Genomic DNA, 20,428 nt, shown 5'->3' on the forward strand with positions numbered 1-20,428 from the left:
TGAGAGATTTGATATTGGCTCGATTGTTATCGTTGGAAATCTGGAAACGGTGGCTCTGGTCGCTCGTTCGGTTCGGACTCATCTTCGGCATGTCGTTCGTCATTCTCTACCCGATCATTCAGAAAATATCGACGGCGATCAAGGACAAACAGGATCTCTATTCCCCGATCGTGGTGTGGATCCCCCAGCATTTTACGTTTGATAATTTCAAGAAAGCCATCTCGATTATGGACTATTGGCATACGCTCGCGAACACGGTTATGCTGTCCGGAATGACGACGATTCTGACCGCCGTTTCGTGCGGGTTGGCCGGATATGCGTTCGCCCGGTTGAAGTTTAAAGGAAGCAAGCTGCTCTTCGCAGGCGTCGTGCTCACGATTCTGGTTCCGCCCACGACGATTCTGATCCCGATTTACATGAACCTGAAGAACTTCACCTTGCTGGGAATCATTCCGCTGTTCACCGGGAAACCGGTGAGTCTGCTGAACTCGTACTGGCCGTTTATCTTAACTTCGGCGACGGCGAATTCCCTGAAAGCTGGCCTCTACATTTATATTTTCCGGCAATTTTTCCGGAACATTCCGAAGGAAGTTGAGGAAGCGGCCTACATCGACGGCGCCGGAGTAGGGAAGACGTTCACCCGGATCATGCTGCCGAACGCCATTCCGGCCATTGTCACCGTTCTGCTCTTCTCGTTCGTATGGCAGTGGAACGACAGTTTCTTTACGACCACCTATTTGACAGCCAGCAAGGTCATGGCGACGCAATTGTCTTCGCTGCCGTTCAATATAGGTAAACTTGCCGAAGGCGGCGGCTTAGCCATGCAAACGGATCCTTTCTATCTGAGCATGGTGCAGGATACCGGCATTCTTCTGGCGATCTTGCCTCTTGTTCTTATGTACTTCTTCGTGCAGCGATACTTCGTGGAAAGCATCGAACGCACGGGAGTCGTTGGCTAAACATTGCGAGAGGAAGAACGGGGATGGTTAAGAAAGAACTAAGCGGCGCGGAGCTTGCGTCCATGTTGAAGAGCAGCATTCAGCTCAAAAGCCTCGATGGCGTTGAAGCGCCCGAGTTAAAGCTGAGCGACGAAGACATGCAGTGGTGGCGGGATGCGAAGCTCGGATTGTTCTTCCACTGGGGGCTTTATTCGATTGTGGGACGCGGCGAATGGGCCATGTTTAATGAGAAGATTCCCGCGGATGAATACGCGAAGCTGGCTGAAAGGTTCAACCCGCTGCATTGGAACCCGGAACGAATGGCACAGCTTGCCCGGGAAGCAGGCATGCGTTATTCCGTCATGGTCACCCGCCATCACGATGGATTCGCGATGTGGGACAGTCCGGGCAGCTACGGACGATTCGACAGCATGCACGCCGCGGCCAAACGCGATTTCGTGAAAGAATACACGGACGCCTTCCGGAACGCCGGACTTGGCGTCGGCTTGTATTATTCGCCTATGGATTGGCGGTTTCCGGGTTACTTCAAGCCGCTGGAGCTTGCCGACAATGCGGAGCTGATGAAGAAGCAGTGCTACGCTCAGATCGAGGAGCTGACCACCCGGTACGGGCAGATCGATATTCTGTGGTATGACGGAGGCTGGCTGGCACATAGCGGAACGGATGCGGATGCGGCTTGGTTCTGGGATCCGGTGAAGCTGAACGGGATGGTCCGGCGCCATCAGCCGGCATGCGTAATCAATCCGCGGTCCGGATGGATCGGCGATTTTCAATGCGACGAAGGCACGCACGCCATCACCGGGAATATCCTTCCGATCGATTGGGAGAAATGTTTTTCCATCGGAACCCATTGGTCCTATGACCCGCAAGAACTTGTGATGCCGCTGGAAGAAATCATCAAGTTGATGATGGACTGTTTCGTCCGCGGAGGCAATGTGCTGCTGAACGTTGCTCCGAATCCGGACGGGGAGATCCCCTCCAGCCAAGTCGAACGGCTTAAGCAAATCGGAGCGTTTATGCGGAAGAACGGCGAAGCCATCTACGGGACGACTGCGGGGCCGCTTGAGCCGGTCGATCATATCTGCGGAATGACCCGAAGAGGAAATGTACTTTATCTCCATGTGCAAGACATGCAGGCATTCGAAAACATCGGGCTGCTGCCGCTTGAACAGCGAATCGCGCGTTGCCGGTTGCTGGACGGAAGCGAGATTCCTTTCGAGCAGAACGAGCAGGGGATTGAAATTCGCGTTCCGAAGGAGAAATGGGAACCGCTCGATACTGTGGTTAGGCTGGACATTCTAGAATGAAGCGCAGGGATTACAGCGGCGGTGCTTAGACAGTCATGGCGGGATACTTGAATTCGTAATTCGCTTTAACGGAAGAAGGGATTGTCCCAGGTTAGTTCCATGGGGACAATCCCTTTTCAACTTCATGAACTTCCGCATTCGTCAATTCTTAGTCAGATTCGGCAATTGACCAGCAGTTGTTATCCCTTCACGGCACCGCTGCTCAGCCCGCCTACCACTTTCTCCTGCATGAGCAAGTAGACTGCTTCGTTCACCCACAAAAGAAAGCATGGAGAGCGAGATCGTGTACATTTCTTTTTTGGTTAAGAACAGGACGGCGAAAATCAATTCATTGTAAATGAATAGAAACGTCAAAATCCCAGTCGTAGAAATAATCGGCATGGATATAAAAGTCGCATAAATGGCGATGATCGTAGAGTAACTATTATATCCGTCTATCGACGACACCAATTTAACCAAAGGTACAAGCGTCGAGTGGATCGGCACCATAATGCCGATGCTTATATACGCGTAAAGCAAGCCCGGACGTTTGGCCGATTTCGGACGTCCGCCTGGAATATACGATTCGGTGATAGCGGTCGACAATCCGAATGTTGTCGATCTCCGAGAGCTGTTTGTCCTGGCTTATGGTTTCGATGACGTTAGCAGGGATGATCACGAGGATTTGTCCGATAGGCTTCAGATCGATCCAACTATGAATAACCCGGCTGCCGATTACGGCCGGAACAAGAATCGTATTTTTCATCTCGCCTCCCGCCCAGACGATGCTGCCCTCCGCTTGAGCGACTTGGGGATACCAGGCCATATTTTTCAATTGGTTAATATTCGACCACGCCAAGTCGAACCCGTTATAAGCCGTATAAGCGGTGTCGCGCTCATCCCAAATCTGAACGATGATGTCACGGGCGAATGTCTGGCTCTGCCGCGCGATCTCTTTCTCCAATTCGTATTTCGGAATCTTGGTGTTTTTTTTCATGTGGATCTGGGTCAAGTAGTCCAATACAGCCGGACTATAGGCCAGTTGCTTGGAAAATTTATCGTAATCTTCTAGGGTGTTGTCCATACGCTCTTTCATTTGATTGATAGAGTACAGCAAGAACTGGGTGGATTTCCGATAGAGAATTTCCGAAGACTTCTGATAGGAAAAAAAGCTGACGGCCATCGTTAAAGCGAGCATCATCACGCTGAATCCGAAAATTAATTGGGTCAAAATGGACATGTTTTTCATGCTGCGCCCCCTCGAACCGACATAGCCATCTCGCTTGAACATCGACAAAGCCGGCTGCGTGGATCACGTTAGCCGGCTTTGCTTTGAGGTTCCTAGTTAAGGCTTAAGTTCGATCGCCAGGCAGTTGACGTAGGGCGTCGGCGCCCGGTCCGGCAGCGAAACGATCAGGGCTCCGTACGGCTGCTCGAACGGAACTTCACCCACGCCAAGCAACCGGACAGACTGCACTTGGTCTGCAGGAGTCAACGTACGGATGACCGCCCGGTGATCTTCAGGCCACCGCATCTGGAAGGCGTACAGCGTATTTCCCTTCCGGGTAAAACGGAAGTCGCTGGCGTTCCATTCCACCCTGTCCTCCCTGAAATGATCAATGACCACGCGGGAGAGACCTTCGCCCGATACGCGGAACGGTCTGGTGCCGTACACGCCTTCCCCGCATACCTGAATCCATAGGGCCATCTCTTTCAGAATATGCGTACATTCGTCATCGATCGTGCCGTCCGGCTTCTGTGGAATATTGAGGAGAAGGTTTCCGTTCTTGGCGATGATGTCTACCAGAATTTCGATCACGTGACCCGGTTTCTTATATACGGTCTTCACATTGTAGAACCAATCCCCGACGCATGTGTCGGTCTGCCAAGGGTCAGGCCTGATGTCCGGCAACTGGCTGCGCTCGATGTCGAGGATGCCAAGGCGGTATATTTCCTGCCTGCGGTCTTTCTGGTTATACACGGCGCGATTCACCCCGCCGCCTGCCGCAGCGCTCGTATTGTACAGATGCGCGACCGCATGCAGTCCGGCAGCGAACGCCGGATCCGTAAGGGGGACGTCCGTTTGATCCAGGCTGACGAACGGCAGTCCGCCGTCGGAGTACAGCAGATCAGGTTGGTACAGATCGATGACTTCTTTCATGACGTCGAACCAGCGCTGATGCCACCAGGGATTGGGGGTATACCAGGGGTCCTTCGGATCCCACTGCGGTTTGTCCGGGTGATAATGCTCGCGGTTCGGCAAGTACAAATCCTCGTAGGCGGGATCGTTTCCGTCATAAGGGATACCTGTGTAAGGTCCTTCCTTATCCTGTCCTTTATTAAATTGATACCAGCTGAACGTCGCTCCCAGATGCTCGGTCAGGCCGAAAGGCAGTCCGCGGCGGGAAGCGGCAGCTTTCCACAGGGCAACGATATCTTTCTTCGGGCCCATGTTGACCGAGTTCCAGCGGTGGATTTTCGAATCGTAGTTAAAGAAGTTGTCGTGGTGCATCGCCTGCGCGACGAAATACTTGGCACCGGCCGCAACGTACAAGTCCATCAGAGATTCCGGATCGAATTTCTCCGCTTTCCACAATTGCACGATATCTTTGTAGCCGAATTTCGACGGATGTCCGTAATGGCGAATATGGTACCGGTATTGGTCGGAACCTTCGTAATACATGTTCCGGGCGTACCAGTCCCCGTACATCGGCACCGATTGTGCGCCCCAGTGCGACCATATGCCGAGCTTCGCATCCCGGAACCAATCCGGGCACTCGAATGTCCTGAGCGATTCAAAAGTGGGTTCGAAAGGACCCTTGGCGATTTGCGCCTTCACCATGCGGACCAAGCCTCCTATTTATTTGCTTCAGGTTTATCCTAGCAATACCATGGTATACTCTTGAATATAGAATCCTAACTTCCTTATGTATAAAATTATCTACCCTACAAGGTGACTGACCATGGACAATGCCAGGCAGCAACTGATCCGGCTTTATCTCGATAACCTTCAGGTTCGCGTAACCGAAATGGGATATAATCAGGTTTTGCCCGACTGGCGGGATCTTGATTACACGCCGGATTATAATAAATTTTATTTGATTTGCGATGGCGAAGGCTGGTTGAAAATCGGCGACAAGGAATATGCTCCCCATCCGGGACAGTGGTTCCTGATGCCGCAAGGGGTGAAGCAATCGTACTCTTATACGGCCGGTCCGCGGTTTACGAAGTATTGGTGCCATTTTACGGCCAAGGTCGGGGAGAACAACCTGTTCAATCTGCTGCATATTCCCGTATTGCTCGAATCGGGAGTCGAGGGCGAACCGCAGCGGCTGTTCCAGGAGCTGCTTTCCTGTGAAGCCGATACGTCCTTGACTTCGCCATTGCTGTTAAAAGCCGCCATGATGAAGCTGATCGCCTACTATGTGGAGCATGCAGCGGCCGGCGCGGCCGGCGTCGAACCCGCTGAATCGTCCGTGCCGCTTCAAGCCGTCATCGAGCACATCCATCTTCACTACGATCGAAACTTAACGATCGACGAGCTGGCTGAACGCGCCCATCTGCATCCCAATTATTTTATCCGCGTGTTCAGAAGGCATTTCGGCACGTCTCCAATCCAGTACGTGAACAGAAAAAGGATCGAAGAGGCGAAGTGGCTGTTGGCCTCCACGGACCTCCTGTTGGCGGAAATCGGCGCCAAAGTCGGCATTCCCGACGTTTCTTATTTGTCCAAATTATTCAAATCCTCGACAGGCTTATCTCCGACCGCTTATCGATTGACTCATCGTACGAATCCGTAACGAGGTCTGGCAGCAAAGGAGTCCTGCCCAGCGCACGGGGCGCAAGGCAGGACTCCTTCTTTCCCGAATGGATCGTTTCCTGTTCTACGATGCCTTGCCCGTGATGCTCGTGCCATTCTTCGTAAGCGTGTACTCGAGGGTGACGCCGCTCCAGAAGTGGAACTTCAGAATGACGGTGCCATCCTTCACTTCATTAAAGAAGTCCGGTGTCAGAGCAATTACATTGGCAGAATAATAGGGTTTGTATGTCCGGGCGTACTCCTTGTACGAAGTCCAGTTATGCGGACCGGCGTTGCCCCCATCCGCGTAAACGGCCTCCATCGTTTGAAGACGGTCGCCATTGAAGGCGGTCGGTATTACAAAAAAGGATGTCGTTCCTTCTGCGTTATTCTGCACCGGCGTGTCCGTGTACAATACGTGGAAGGTCCAATCGGCACCCTTATCGAACTGGGCTTTCAGCACGGCAACCTCGCGCGGCATATCGTATGCGATCAACCTGGCGATATAACCGGCTTTGAGCGTCAGTGTTTGGCCGTCCAGCGTATAATCGACGTCTTTCTTCAACTCTCTATCATTTCCAATGAGGCGGACGAATTGATTGCCGTTCAGGTTCAGGTTAATACTGGTATCTTGAGCCGGAGAGCCCCTCTTGATGAAGATCAGATCGGATTCGGCTGTGGAAGAGCGGCTATTCAAGGATGCCATTATCATGTTATAAAGCTCCGGATCGTTCCATTGAAGCTTTTTGCGGTCAAAACGATTGCCGTTGTCCCACAGCATAAAAGTAAGTTTGTTCTCTACGCATTTATAGGTGAAATACTCGATAAACTTCAACATCTCGCCATGCTCGGGCACACCTTCGATAAGCGGCGTGTCGGGGCTTGTCGCATCCCAGCCAAGAAGTCCGAATTCGCCAACGACAACGGGAATTCCTTTCGAGACAAACGCTTTACTTACATTGTCAACCGCTGTGTCGATATCTTTAATCGTTTCGGCCTCCAGCTTCGGGAAGCCCGCAATGTTTATACTGAAAGGCCAGAAGCCGTAAAAGTGAATGGTCGCGATGATATTGGGGTCGTTCAAATCGGCAATCGTGCTTGCGAGCGAATCCACGTGCTCTTGAGAGTTGTTCGTATATAACGTCGGCAGCACGAGCGGACGATCTTTATTTTTGCCGCCTGACTCTCTTACAATATGGAAGAAGGATTTGTTGAATTCATCAAGCAATGCGTGCTCCGTCGCCACATCAACGTTATCAAATTTCGGCTCGTTGATGCTTTCGAACATCAGTTTGTCGGGATATTTCTTGAAGCGGTCGGCGATTTGCGCCCATGTCGCATTATATTGGGCCAGTACTTCGTCGTGATTCGCCGGCGCTTTGTTGATCCAATTCCAAGAGTCGTGGTGAAGGTTGATCATGACATACAGGCCCTCTTCAAGCGACCAGTCGACGACTTTCTGCACCCGGTCCATATAATCCGGATTGATCTTATAGTCCGGTGCGCCGCCCGTTTGTTCGTACCATGTAATCGGAATGCGGATGCTTTTGAAGCCTTGCTTCCGTATTTCCTTAAGGAAGTTTTTGTTTGCGGCATCTTGGGTTAATTGAATGTCGCCCCAATAGCTCAATGCATCAAAGGTATTGCCCAGGTTCCATCCAGGCTGCATCGCGTCTACATAAGCCTGCATTTTGGATTCTTTCGGGGAAGCAGCGGCCGAGCCGATGGATGAGAATAACGCCGACAGCAGGGCAACGACCACTAAGACGGATAGATATGATCTTTTTGTGCGCATGAATAGTCTCCTTTGTTTTTTTAGATACGGCATAGCTGGTTTTCGAGTCAATCGATTTACAACGTCCTTGTGACAACGCTAAGATGTTGTTTTTCATGCACCTCCTAAGTAATTGTCAGATGTAAGCGGTGCCATTTTTATTGTAACTGTGTGAGGTTACCGATAAAACAACATGAAATAACCTAAAAAGCACATTGAAATTGAATTTTTTTGGATGAAACTGTCCGAAATGACGTTGATGAAAAGCTAGCCATTCGACATTTTCCCGCTAAGATAGAGGAAAGAATCGGTATGATGAGGTAAAGAACGGGCCATGAGGTCAACAATGGCACGTTGTATTCTCAAAGTCATCCTTTCATAATAAAAATAATAAGGGTCGCTTGAATCCACAAATGCGAAATGGGGTTCGTTCATTTGCGGAAGCCAATCAGGTACAAGCTCAAGCGTATATTGGCGGCATTAGGGTCCGTTCTCCTCTTATCGGCATGCGAGCATGGCGGCTCCGGCGCCATTCAACCGAAACCGTTTCCGGACGCGAAAGAAAACCTCATTCCCTATTTGGAGCCGGGGCTAAGCCGATATGACCCGCCGATTGAAGTCTCTTTCGTAAGAGACGCAGACGGATTGGAAGAATTATTAAGCGGATTGCCGGGCGAAACGTTGACCGATAACCGATGGAGCCGGCTTTACGAGCAGGTGCTCGGTATGAAAATCAAATATGATTGGATCGAAAAAGGCGAATTATTTCGTCAGAAACTGGGCGTTTCTTTAGCCTCGGGGGATATTCCCGATGTCGTGAAAGTGAGCGCGCAGCAATTGAGGCAGCTCAGCAACGCGGGGTTGATTCAGGATTTGTCCGAAGTTTACGACAAATTTGCCACGCCGCTTACGAAGCGAATCCTGTCCCAGGAAGGTACCGGCCCATTCGACTCGGGGACGATCGACGGAAAATTGATGGGAATTCCGGAAACGAACTCTTCGTACGAACAAGCTTTGTTTCTTTGGATTCGAACGGACTGGCTGAAGCGTCTCGGAATGCAGCCGCCGCGAACGATGAATGACTTGATGGAAATTTCGAAAGCGTTTACAGAAAAGGATCCGGATCAAAATGGAAAGAAGGATACGTTCGGGTTGGCGGCTACGAATTACTTGTGGGATCCCGTGATGGGGGTAACGGGATTCATGGCCGGCTACGATGCGTTTCCGAATCTTTGGATCCTGGACAAGTCGGGAAAACTCGTGTACGGGGGAATCCAGCCGCAAATTAAAACCGCGTTACAGGCGCTTCAAGAGATGTACCGAAACGGTCAAATCTATAGCGAGTTCGCCTATACGGACGGCAGAAAAGTGAAGGAGCAGATTGCGGAAGGGAAAATCGGCATGATGTACGGTCAGCAGTGGGGTTCCTTCTTCGTTCAGGCGAGCCGATCCCGCAATCCGAGCGCGGAATGGCAGGCGTTCCCGCTCGTTACCGTCTCGGGAGAAGCGCCCAAGGTTCCTTTGCGGTTCAGCACCTACCAGTACTTCGCCGTCCGCAAAGATTATCCGCATCCCGAAGCGATCGTGAAGCTCATCAATTTGCATCTCGAGAAGAATTGGGGGAAGACGGCCGAATATGAAACCTACTATAATACCACGATCCCCGTCTGGCAATTATCTCCGGTTACACCTTATCCGCCGCTGAAAAACCTGGAAGCGTTCCGTGAACTCGAAGAAGCTCGCCGGACCGGGAATCGTTCGGTATTAAAGGACGAAGCCGAATTCATACAGAAGAAGATCGATGCCTACTCTTCCGGAAACGGCGATCGGGAATCCGGCTGGGGGTGGGAGCGAACCTACGGTCCGAACGGCGCTATGGCGATTCTCGATCAATACGAGCATAATGGCCAGCTGTTGTTCGAGCGGTTCGTCGGCGCGCCGACGGAAACGATGATCGAGAAGCAGGACATCCTAACCCATCTGCAGGACGAAACGTTCACGGGCATCATTCTCGGCAGCCCCATCGACAAGTTCGACCGGTTCGTAACGGATTGGCGAAAGTTAGGCGGGGACAAGATTACGGCCGAGGTAAACGAATGGTTCGCGGCAAGAGCCTTCGCGAGTACTCGAAGAGGCCGATAAGCAACCGGAGGAGATGACTTGTTCAAATTTCCCGCCCAGTCCTTTCGCCATACGATATTCGTCAGGCTGGTATTGACCTATCTCGTGGTCATTCTGCCCATCATTTCATTAGGCGTGTATTTATATAACTGGAGCTACAGGATTGCCAGCCAAGATCTCTCGAGAGCGACTTTAGCGCAATTATCGTTCTATTTGGAGGACTTGAACCGGGAAATCGAATGGCTGGAAATTCAGCAATTCGATATCCTGGAGGATAGCGAATTAAATAAGCTTGCCGTCACTTGGGATATGATGGACAGCGTCGACAAAAAGGCAAGCATGGATTATTTGCTGCATCGTCTCGTTTCCTTTAAAAACAGCAGCGCTTATATGAAAGATGTTTATGTACATATCCGCTCGATCCATAAAACGATCTCCGCTATTAACCGAATAGATACTTTAGATCTGGTTAGATATGATCATTTTCGTTCGATTACGCACGGGAAAGAAAACCGTCTATCGAGATTGGACGACTCCCTTTATCTGAGTGCCTCCAAGCAAAGCGGCAAGAAGGGAACGGAGCCGTTATTCATGGTGCAGATCGAATTGGATTCGGACAAATTGAAACAATCGTTGCAGCAAATCCGGTTGTATCCCGAGAGCGGATCCTTCATCTATTCGGAAACGTCAGGTTTCACGCTGGCCAGCGATTCCGACTCCAACCGCATTATGCACAACTATTTTAGGGAAGCAAGCGGAACGGGCGGGAACACATTCATCATGAAGAGCGACGGCAAGAAGTACCACATCGACAAAGCCGATTCCGAGCCGTTGGGGCTTACGGTCGCGACGATTTTGCCTGAGAAGTCGCTCCGCAAGCCGTTAAACAAGTTCGAAATGTGGGCCTGGCTATTCTCCGTCGCCTCTTTCTTCGCGGTCGTGATCTACGCCTACTCCACTTATAAGTATGTGCATAAGCCGCTGCTTCTTTTCGTTCAGAGCTTCAGGAGGATGGAAGGAGGAACGTTAAACATTCAGATCCAACACAATCGCAAAGATGAAATCGGGTATTTATATCAGCGGTTCAACCAAATGCTGACCAATCTGCAGACCTTGATCGAGCAGGATTTTAAGCAAAAGCTGATGATGCAGCGCGCGGAGCTGAAACAGCTGCAATCCCAGATCAATCCTCATTTTCTGTACAATAGTTTCTTTATCCTCAACTCATTGGCGAAAACGGGGGATGTCGAGAGAATTGAACAGTTTACGAACATGTTAGGCGAGTATTTCCGGTTTATCACCCGCAATGGGCAAGACACGGTATACCTGTCCGAAGAGGTCAAGCATTCCCGCACGTATACCGAAATTCAGAAGCTCCGTTTCTCCAGGCGGATCCTCGTGCAATTCGACGATCTCCCCAAGGAAATGGAACAGATTCGAGTGCCCAGGCTGATCATTCAGCCGATCATCGAAAACGCTTACGAACACAGCCTTGAGCGAATGACGGAGGAAGGGAAGCTCCGGGTGGGGTTCGGGATGGATTCCGGCGAAGTCAGAATCGTCGTCGAGGATAACGGGGAAATTCCCGATTCGGAAATCGAAGCGCTGAGGAATCGGCTCGAGCATGCCCCGGATGCCCAGGAAATGACGGGCTTGATCAACATTCACCGGCGGCTTCTTCTGACTTACGGGGAAGGAAGCGGTCTGGACCTGGCAAGAGGAGGGATGAACGGTCTCCAGGTCGTCATTCGAATCAAGCTGCGGGAGGAGAATGGGATTGTATAGACTGTTAATCGTCGACGACGAAGAGATCATTACGGATGGATTATTCGAAGTGTTCAATCGATGGATGCCGGAGAAATTGGATGTATGCAAAGCCTACTCCGGCAAGCAAGCTCTGAATTGGCTGGCGCGGACTCGAATCGATATCGTGCTTACGGATATCCGCATGCCCGGGATGAGCGGATTGGACATGGTGGAAGAAATACGGGCTTATTGGCCAAGATGCAAAATCATCTTCCTGACGGGCTACAGCGAATTCGATTACGCCTACAAAGCCATTCAAATGCCATTCGTTCGTTATTTGTTGAAAACGGAAGGATACGATCGGGTTATCCAAACCGTGCAAGCCGCAATCGATGAAATTCAGCGCGAAAACCAAATGAACGCCTTTCTGCAACAGTCGCGGGAACAGCTGCATGCGTTGGAGTTCATGGCGCAAGGGGATTATATCCGTCATCTTCTTCAAGACAGCCAAGCGCATTGCGTGGATCAAGCGGTGCTGGTCAAGGAATTCCGCAAGCTCAATATCGGATTGGATCCGACGGTTCCCGTCGTTCTGGTCCTTGGTCATTTATCCTACCCGGCAGGCGCTTCCTATTCCGAACGGAGCGAGATTCTGCGTTCCTCCGGCATGCTGTGGAATTCTTACTTGTCGGAGCAGACCCTTCATATCGGGATTGTCGATAAATATGAAAACGCTTTATGGCTGCTGCAACCGTCGGAAATTGCCGAGGAGAAGTTCTACCCCCACATGATCCGTTACTTGGAAGGCACATTGGAGCTGATCCAAGAAACCTGTTTGGAATCCCTTGGGCTAACGATCTCTTTCACGATTAGCGGAACCGCCTGTGAATGGACGGCCATTACGCGGCAGCATGAAAGATTGCGCCAACTCCAGCAATGGAAGATTGGCGACGGCATATCCGTTATCGTAACGGATCGAACGGATTCGAAGGATGTTCCCGGCATCAAAGAGGAGCTTCGCATCAGCCGGAAAGCGGAAATATTGGAGGCGCATCTCGAAGCGGGCAGGGCGGAGAAGTATTTTGAATGCACCGAGGAAGTCATGCGGTACGTCCAGACGAGAAACGCGGTTCCGGTCACGATGGAGGCCTACTATACGATTGCTCTCGTTCTATTTGCCTGCATCCATCGATGGGGATTGGAAGACCGAGACCGTTTCGGAAAATACGGCAAACTTATGCGTCTCGATGAGCATGCCTCCATGAAGGACGGGTTTCAATACCTGCGCCAAATCGCCGAATGTATCTTTGAAATCAAGCATGCGAACGAAAGGGAAAGAGCCTCGTCGGTGATCGACCGGATTTGCCAATATATCGACCATCACCTGCATGATGACTTATCCTTGGTGCGATTGGCGGAGGTCCATAATTTCAATCCATCGTACCTATCCCGTTTTTTCAAGCAGGAGCGGGGAATCAATTTATCCGAATACATCGATCAATGCCGGGCCAGAAAGGCGAAAGAGCTTCTGCGGGATTCGGATTTGAAGGTGAGGGAAGTGGCGCTGATGGTCGGTTACGACTCCGCGCACTCGTTTACGCGTTTTTTCAAGAAAACCGCGGGGCTGACGCCGCAAGATTACCGAGACAGCATTTACGCAGATTGAGTAATAAACACTGCCAAGATCGCGATCCCGGTCCATGGGCCGAAGGGATCGCGATCATTCTTTGCGTACCCAAAAGCAGCATCGGTTTGGAACTTTGTTATCCAAGCTAACGAATTGGTATATAGCCAAGCTCGTTCTGAACCTATACTGAAATCGAGGCAGGAGTCATGCCTTGCATAACAGCTTGGGAGGGGTTGCTTTGATCCGCAGTATTGTGTCGACGGCTCTGGCTGCGAGTCTGGTCTTGTCCGGTGTACCATGGGTGAAAAACGCGTCCGCAGCGCAGGACGTCCCGGCGTCGTTCCGGACGCAGCAAATCGCAAGCGCAGCCGCAACGGATGACGACAGTTCTCGAAATTCGCCATTCGCGGATATGGGAGGTCACTGGGCGAATAAGGCTGCCGAACGCCTAAACGGTTTCGGAATTGTGAAGGGGGATCCCGGAGGAGCCTATAGGCCGAACGCACCGGTCAGTCGTGCGGAGTTCGCCGCGATGGTGAACCGCGTTTTCAAGTTCGTCCATGAAGGGACGAACGGCTTTGCCGATGTAACCGCTTCCGATTGGTATGAGAAGGATGTGCTCAAGGCGCGCGAGGCAGGCATCATCACGGGGTACCCGGATGGCACGTTTAAGCCGCTCGGACAGTTGTCCCGCCAAGATGCGGCGCTCATGCTTGCGAAGTCCCTCCGGCTTGAATCGAAGAGAGGAGATCAAGCCGAGATCGGGTTCTCGGACGCGAATGAAATCGCTGCGTATGCGCGGGATGCCATTGCCGCTGCGGCTGAACAAGGTTATCTGAAGGGCGACGGCAGGGGAATGCTGCATCCGTTAAGTCCGATCACGCGGGCGGAGGCAGCCGTCATGCTCGACCGGATGATCGGATGGATGGCCGTTCAGCCGGGGAACTACAAGGAGGCTTCGATTCAGGGGAACGCTTTCGTCAATCTGCCCGGAATTGAGCTTGACGGCGCGAACATCGAAGGCAATCTGTACGTAACGGACGGCGTCGGCGAAGGAAATGCGTCCTTCGAAGAGATCAAGGTCAAGGGGCTTACGGTCGTCGAGGGCGGCGGCGAAAACTCGGTGCATTTTCGGCAATCCCAACTCGGCAAGGTATCCGCCGCGAAGAAGGGTTCGCCGGTACGCATCTTGCTTGAACAAGGGACCTCGGCCGAGGTGCTTGTGGTTGATCGGCCGGCGACGATCGATATTTCGGAGGATTCGAAGGTGGAGGAGCTCCGAATCGAAACGGCGGCGGCCGGGACGAAGATTGCGAACAAAGGGAAGCTCGGCCGGCTTGTATCCGAAGCTGAGAACGCTAGTCTGAATGGCCAAGCCATACCCAAAGGAGCCAATTTCCAGCCCTCGGAAACGAAGGACGCGGGAAGCGGCACCGTCGGCACTGGCGGGTCGGGCGGCAACAACGGCGGAGGCCCTGCGACCTCCGGCGACTGGAAGCTCGTCTGGAACGACGAGTTCGACGGCGACGCGATCGACACGTCCAAGTGGAATCTCGTCGATACGGGAACCGTATACAACAACGAGCTGGAATATTATCGGCCCGGCAATGCCTCGCTCGCCAAGGACGGCACGAAGGGAGTGCTTCGGCTAACCGCCAAGCGCGAGGATTACGGCGGCCGCAAGTACACGTCTGCCAAGCTGACCTCCAGGATGAAGGGCGACTGGACGTACGGGAAGTTCGTCGTACGCGCCAAGCTGCCGATTCAGCAGGGGATGTGGCCGGCGATCTGGATGATGCCGACGGACGAGATGGAACAATACGGACCCTGGCCGGGCAGCGGAGAAATGGACATCATGGAGCTGACCGGACCGAAGGCGAGCGATCCGGCCAAAGCGGACGATTATCCTAGAACGGTGCACGGCTCGCTTCATTACGATTTTCCGAGGTCTTCGCAAACGAAAACCTATATGCTGCCGGAGGGGCAGACATTTGCGGACGACTACCACGATTTCGCGATGGAGTGGCTGCCCGGCTTGATCCGCTATTATGTCGACGATCATCTCTACTTCGAAAGCCGCGACTGGGGCACGAAGAGGGACGGACAGGCGGAATATTACACGTATCCCGCGCCGTTCGACCGGCCCTTCTATATGATTCTCAATTTAGCCGTGGGCGGCGATTGGCCGGGCGATCCGAAGCCCGATTTCCAGACCGACCGGATGGATATCGACTACGTACGCGTGTATCAGTATGAACGCCTCTCCGAATGGCCGGACGTTACGGGCCAGCGTCCGGACCCGTCAGCCGGAGTGGAGCCGCAGCGCAATCCGTTGCCTGACGGCAACCAAATCTACAATGGCGATTTCGCAGGCGGGACGGGAGCGGGCGGGGCACCGGCCGATTGGGATTTCCTGTTGAATGAAGGCGGCGCCGGCAGCGTCTCCGTCGTAAGCGACGCCGGCAAGGACAAGGCCGCCAAGGTGACCGTTACGTCGGCGGGCGTCCAGAAGTATTCGATTCAGTTGACGCAGCGGCCGCTATATATGCAGAAGGGGAAGACGTACAAAGTGACCTTCGAGGCGAAGGCGGACGAGCCCAGGTCGCTGATGAGCAAAGTGACCGAGTTCGGCGGGGGCTGGACGGCCTACTCCGGAGAGCGCAGCTTCTCGCTGACCGGAGATTGGCAGCAATATGAATATACGTTCAACATGAACTCGGCGAGCGACAACAACGCGAGGTTCGAGTTCAATCTGGGACAGGGGACGGCGGCGGCATACTTCGCCAACGTGCGCGTGACGGAGACGACGCCGATCGTCGAGCCGCGGAAGGCGCTTCCGGACGGCAATTTGATCTTCAACGGAGGCTTCGACCAAGGGGCGGCCCGAATGGGCTATTGGCGCTTCTTGAGCTCGGATGCGGCCGGCGCCTCGGCATCGGTAAGCAACGAGCTTGTCTTCCCGTATATGCAGAGGCAGTTCACGGCGAATTCGCCGAAAGACGGCGGGCAGCCGGAAGACGTTCAGCTAACGCAGGACGAATTGCCGCTCGCCGAGGGCGAGACGTACACGCTCACCTTCGACGCGAAGGCCGATCGAGCCAGGACGATACGTCTGGCATTGTCCGCGGGTACGCCCGGCGGCGTCCGTATTGCGGGCGGCGACTCGGTCGGATTGGGGACGGCCATGCGCTCGTATACCAAGGACATCACGATTCAATCGGGCGAGAAGGCGTCCGCCTCGGCGCTCTCCTTCCAGCTCGGCGGCACGGCGGGCACCGTCGTGATCGACAACGTCAGGCTTGTCCGGCGCGCCGCGCCTCCCTCTCTGGACGGCTATCTGCATTGGGCCGCCAATTCCTACTGGAGCGCCGAAGGCATGACCGAGAAGACGGCAGCGAGCGGAGGTCGGCTGCTGACCGGGTTCGATGCCGGCGGCTTCGCGGAATACAAGTTTCGCGCGACTGGCGGCGGGGTTTATGTGCCGACGTTACGTTTGGAGGACGCCGCGCTTGACGCCAAGGTGCGAGTCGCCTTGCTGGATTCGGATCTGCAGGAGATCAAGACCGTCGAAACGGGCACGCTCGCCGGGAGCGGCGGACAGGTTGTCTCGCTGCCCGCGCTGGAAATACCGGCAGGCACCTGCTTCCTGCGCGTCTCGGGAACCGGCTTCAGCCTGGCTTGGCTGGAATTGTCGGCTGAACTCGCCGTCAACGGAGACTTCAGCGAAGGAATGACCGGGTGGACATTGTTCAAAAAAGACTGGGAACCATCCGATCCGGTCAAGGATACGGTAGCGGAGGCCGTGTACGGCACGCTTCGCGTCAAGCTTGGCGGCCCCGGCACGGAGGCGTGGAACGTACAGGTGAAGCAGGAAGGCAAGCCCCTGAAGCAAGGGGCGGTGTACAGGCTGCGGTTCGAGGCGGCTTCCTCGATCCCCCGCGACATCACCGCGCTCCTGCAGCACGACGGCAGCGGGGACGGCAACTGGACGACCTATCTGGAGCGAAAGACGACACTGGGCGCCGATATGCAGGCATTCGACTATGTCTTCGTGGCGTCAAGCGATGAACCAAGCGCATTGCTGCAGTTCAGCATGGGCAAGATCGGTGACGTGTCGGGGGCGCATGAGATCAGCCTGCGCAATATTTCGCTGCATCGCGTCGATCCTTCGCTTGCGGGCATCGCCGCTGGCGTCAACCTGGTGCCGAACGGCGACTTCACGGCCGGAATAACCGGCTGGAGCAGCTACTCGGTTGACGCGGGAGAATTAGCCGTTCGCCAAGGAGATAAAGGCACGCTGCATATCGACGTGTCCAGTCCGGGCAAGAACAGCTATGATCGGCAGGTATATTACGAGGGATTGCCCTACACGAACGGCCACCGCTATAAGCTGACGTTCAAGGCGAAGGCGACGGTTCCGCGCAGTATGAATGTCAGCGTCGGTTGGCTGGACGCGGCTAACAATTATGCTTGGCACGGCTATGGCAGCGAGATCTTTGAATTGGGTACGGGAGATCAGACTTACGAGTTCACGTTCGATGTCGGGCCGGACAGCACGGCGATCGGCAGATTGTCGTTCGAGCTGGGCCTAGTCGCAGCCGGCGACGGCGCCGCCGCGGTCGATATCGACGATATCGTGCTGATCGACGAGGGTGAAGCGTCATGAGGCGGCGAAGCTTCGGGAAAATAAGCCGGAAAGCGCTCTGGGCGCGTCCGCTGCTCTTCCTTGGGGCCCTCGGGGTCATCCTCTCCGGCTGTTCCGCCGGAGAGGAGCGTCAAATCCCGAAATTGCCGGGCATGAAGCTCGTCTGGCACGACGAGTTTGACAAGAACGGTTTGCCTGACAGCAGCAAGTGGGGTTACGACGTCGGCGGAGGCGGCTGGGGCAATGACGAGCTCGAGTATTATACGGAGGCTCGGCAAGAAAACGTTATGGTCAAAGACGGTTATTTGACGATCACCGCGCGCAAAGAGGCATATGAGGGGCACGATTATACCTCGACGCGATTGGTCAGCCGAGGCAAGGGAGACTGGAAGTACGGCCATATCGAAGTACGTGCCCAGGTGCCGACCGGGATCGGCGTCTGGCCGGCGATTTGGATGATGCCGACCGAATCGAAATATGGCGGCTGGCCTTCGAGCGGGGAAATGGACTTGATGGAGCATGTCGGATTCGAGCCGGGCGTTGTGCATGCGACGGTCCATACCGAGAAGTATTACTGGAAAAAGAACAATCAGAAGTCCGCTCAAACCTCGGTTCCCGATGCGGATCGCGCGTTCCACGTTTACGCGTTGGACTGGACGCCGTCTGAAGTGCGGATGAGCGTGGACGGCCAAGTTTATTTTACCTACGCGCCGGGACCGGAAGATCAAGGGGACGGATCGCGCGCCTGGCCGTTCGACCAAGCCTTCCATCTCATCTTGAACATCGCGGTCGGCGGTTCATGGGGCGGCCAGCAAGGGGTCGACGATTCGATCTTCCCGAGGTCGATGGTTGTCGATTACGTGAGGGTCTATCAGCCCGAACGATAGCGGCGGATTGTTGTTTATTTGTTACGGAGGCTTTGTATTTGTTATTTTAGGTGCCTGACCTTCGCTCCTATAATCGAATTGCAGGGCCGAAAGTCCCGGCCTTCGCCGAAATCATATCATGCCATAGGGGGATTTACCGTGCTGAAGAAGAAATCGAAATGGACTTTATTCTCAACCGTAATGGCTTTGACCTTGCTGCTCGCGGGCTGCGGGGGCAATTCCGGCAACGGAAGCGGCAGCCAGGCATCCGGCTCCGCGGCGGCATCGTCCTCGCCGTCCGCAAGCGCAAGCGGACAAGCATCGTCCTCCGCGCAATCGGCTCCCGTGACGTTGTCGGCCTGGATCATGCCGAACAGCCCGAAGCCGGACGCGGACTTGCTCAAGGTGATGGACCCGTATCTGAAACAGCATCCGAACGTTACGCTGAAGGTAACCGTACTGGACTGGGGATCCGCATGGACGAAGATCACGACGGCGGCGACCAGCGGAGAAGGTCCGGACATCCTGCAGCTCGGCACGACTTGGGTGCCGGCGATCGCCAGCATGGGCGGAATCGACAAGATCACGGACAAGATCAGCGACGTAGGAGGCGCAGAGAATTACCTGTCCGCCAGCTGGAACACGACGAAGATCGAAGGCCAGGAAGACATTTATGCGGTTCCGTGGTTCGTGGACGCGCGTGCCATCTACTACAATACGGAGGCCTTTAAAGCGGCGAACGTCGACCCGGCCGAAGCGTTCAAGACGTGGGAATCGTTCGAGGCCGCGCTGCAGAAAGTCAACGGGGTCACGGTAGGCGGCAACAAAGTCGCGGCGCTCGGCATTCCGGGCAAAAACGACTGGAACGTCGTGCACAACATCTTCCCGTGGATTTGGGCGGCAGGCGGCGACGTTCTGAGCGCGGATCACAAGTCGGCCGTGTTCAACGAAGGCAAGGGAATCGACGGCGTCATGTACTATACCGGCCTTGCCAACAAAGGGCTCGTAGACAAAAGCTCGCTCGAGAAGAACTCCTCCCAGATCGAAAGCGACTTCGGGGATGGCAAGTCTGCCGTCATCATCACCGGTCCGTGGCTGGCGAAGAACTTCGCGACGCCTAAGGACGCAGGCGGCATGAGCGATAAGGCGGCGGCGAAGCAATTCGCGATCTCTCCGCTGCCTGCGGGGCCTGCCGGACAGTCTACCTTCATCGGAGGCAGCGATCTGACGGTGTTCAAGGGCTCCAAGCATAAAGACGAAGCCTGGGACGTGATCAAATATTTGAGCTCGGAAGAGGCTCAGAAGGCTTACGCGAATATATCCGGTCAACTGCCGGCGAAAAAGAGCCTGATCGAATCGCCGGACCTCGATTCCAACATGAAAGCATTCGCCGAGGCGACGAAGTATGGCAAATCCTACCCGTCCATCCCGCAATGGGGTCCGACGGAGACGGCGCTCCAAAAGCATTTCGCCAATATATGGGACATTGTGGCAGGCGTGAAGGGCAAATACGACAAAGACAGCATTCAGAAAGAGATGGATGACGCGGCCGCAGAAGTCAATAGCATTATCCAGCAATAAGAACGACGAACATAGGGGCGTCTC

Annotated in this window: 12 protein-coding genes; 9 read left to right on the forward strand and 3 right to left on the reverse strand. The window is 54.0% G+C overall.

Annotation, left to right across the window (positions count from 1 at the left end; all coding sequences use genetic code 11):
• The first annotated feature begins 8 nt into the window (after positions 1-8).
• Together GE107_RS04010 and GE107_RS04015 are read left to right on the forward strand one after the other, a co-directional pair.
• Complete coding sequence (locus tag GE107_RS04010) at positions 9-959, forward strand: carbohydrate ABC transporter permease (protein WP_219638199.1); 951 nt, start codon at positions 9-11, stop codon at positions 957-959.
• Between the two features lie 23 nt (positions 960-982).
• Positions 983-2,266: an alpha-L-fucosidase gene (locus GE107_RS04015; protein WP_219638200.1), complete on the forward strand. Its 1,284-nt coding sequence runs from the start codon at positions 983-985 to the stop codon at positions 2,264-2,266.
• Between the two features lie 451 nt (positions 2,267-2,717).
• On the opposite strand, the gene GE107_RS04020 is transcribed toward GE107_RS04015, so the two are convergent.
• Positions 2,718-3,494 carry a hypothetical protein gene (locus GE107_RS04020; RefSeq protein WP_219638201.1) on the reverse strand — a complete coding sequence of 259 codons (777 nt, stop codon included), beginning with the start codon at positions 3,492-3,494 and terminating at the stop codon, positions 2,718-2,720.
• Between the two features lie 96 nt (positions 3,495-3,590).
• Positions 3,591-5,087, reverse strand: a complete 1,497-nt coding sequence (locus GE107_RS04025; protein WP_219638202.1) for an alpha-L-fucosidase — start codon at positions 5,085-5,087, stop codon at positions 3,591-3,593.
• Between the two features lie 121 nt (positions 5,088-5,208).
• On the opposite strand from GE107_RS04025, the gene GE107_RS04030 reads away from it, so the two are divergent.
• Positions 5,209-6,045, forward strand: a complete 837-nt coding sequence (locus GE107_RS04030; protein ID WP_219638203.1) for an AraC family transcriptional regulator — start codon at positions 5,209-5,211, stop codon at positions 6,043-6,045.
• Between the two features lie 84 nt (positions 6,046-6,129).
• Here GE107_RS04030 and GE107_RS04035 read toward each other — a convergent pair whose 3' ends face one another.
• On the reverse strand, positions 6,130-7,839 hold the full coding sequence (locus GE107_RS04035) for a cellulase family glycosylhydrolase (protein ID WP_219638204.1): 1,710 nt from the start codon (positions 7,837-7,839) through the stop codon (positions 6,130-6,132).
• Positions 7,840-8,253: 414 nt separating this feature from the next.
• Between GE107_RS04035 and GE107_RS04040 the strand changes: the two genes are divergently transcribed.
• The 6 genes from GE107_RS04040 (at position 8,254) to GE107_RS04065 (ending at position 20,404) form a co-directional block, all read left to right on the forward strand.
• Entirely contained in the window at positions 8,254-9,960 is a 1,707-nt protein-coding gene (locus GE107_RS04040; protein WP_255570168.1) for an extracellular solute-binding protein, read from the forward strand.
• A gap of 18 nt (positions 9,961-9,978) precedes the next feature.
• Positions 9,979-11,724: a sensor histidine kinase gene (locus GE107_RS04045; RefSeq protein ID WP_219638206.1), complete on the forward strand. Its 1,746-nt coding sequence runs from the start codon at positions 9,979-9,981 to the stop codon at positions 11,722-11,724.
• Complete coding sequence (locus GE107_RS04050; RefSeq protein ID WP_219638207.1) at positions 11,717-13,351, forward strand: response regulator; 1,635 nt, start codon at positions 11,717-11,719, stop codon at positions 13,349-13,351. The genes GE107_RS04045 and GE107_RS04050 overlap by 8 nt, the downstream gene beginning before the upstream one ends.
• Before the next feature lie 199 nt (positions 13,352-13,550).
• Positions 13,551-17,978: a carbohydrate binding domain-containing protein gene (locus tag GE107_RS04055; RefSeq protein ID WP_219638208.1), complete on the forward strand. Its 4,428-nt coding sequence runs from the start codon at positions 13,551-13,553 to the stop codon at positions 17,976-17,978.
• Positions 17,975-18,844, forward strand: a complete 870-nt coding sequence (locus GE107_RS04060) for a glycoside hydrolase family 16 protein (RefSeq protein WP_219638209.1) — start codon at positions 17,975-17,977, stop codon at positions 18,842-18,844. The genes GE107_RS04055 and GE107_RS04060 overlap by 4 nt, the downstream gene beginning before the upstream one ends.
• A gap of 138 nt (positions 18,845-18,982) precedes the next feature.
• A complete protein-coding gene (locus GE107_RS04065) occupies positions 18,983-20,404 on the forward strand; it encodes a sugar ABC transporter substrate-binding protein (RefSeq protein ID WP_370636235.1) in 1,422 nt (473 codons plus the stop codon).
• Positions 20,405-20,428 lie beyond the last annotated feature (24 nt).

The sequence above is a fragment of the Cohnella sp. CFH 77786 genome (genome assembly GCF_019400745.1).
Taxonomy (GTDB): Bacteria; Bacillota; Bacilli; order Paenibacillales; family Paenibacillaceae; genus Cohnella.

What these genes read in the sequence shown, in the direction of transcription:
- GE107_RS04030 (WP_219638203.1), top strand. Translation starts at nt 5,209, where the DNA reads ATGGACAATGCCAGGCAGCAACTGATCCGGCTTTATCTCGATAACCTT.
- GE107_RS04025 (WP_219638202.1), bottom strand. Translation starts at nt 5,087, where the DNA reads ATGGTGAAGGCGCAAATCGCCAAGGGTCCTTTCGAACCCACTTTTGAA.
- GE107_RS04060 (WP_219638209.1), top strand. Translation starts at nt 17,975, where the DNA reads ATGAGGCGGCGAAGCTTCGGGAAAATAAGCCGGAAAGCGCTCTGGGCG.
- GE107_RS04015 (WP_219638200.1), top strand. Translation starts at nt 983, where the DNA reads ATGGTTAAGAAAGAACTAAGCGGCGCGGAGCTTGCGTCCATGTTGAAG.
- GE107_RS04020 (WP_219638201.1), bottom strand. Translation starts at nt 3,494, where the DNA reads ATGAAAAACATGTCCATTTTGACCCAATTAATTTTCGGATTCAGCGTG.
- GE107_RS04035 (WP_219638204.1), bottom strand. Translation starts at nt 7,839, where the DNA reads ATGCGCACAAAAAGATCATATCTATCCGTCTTAGTGGTCGTTGCCCTG.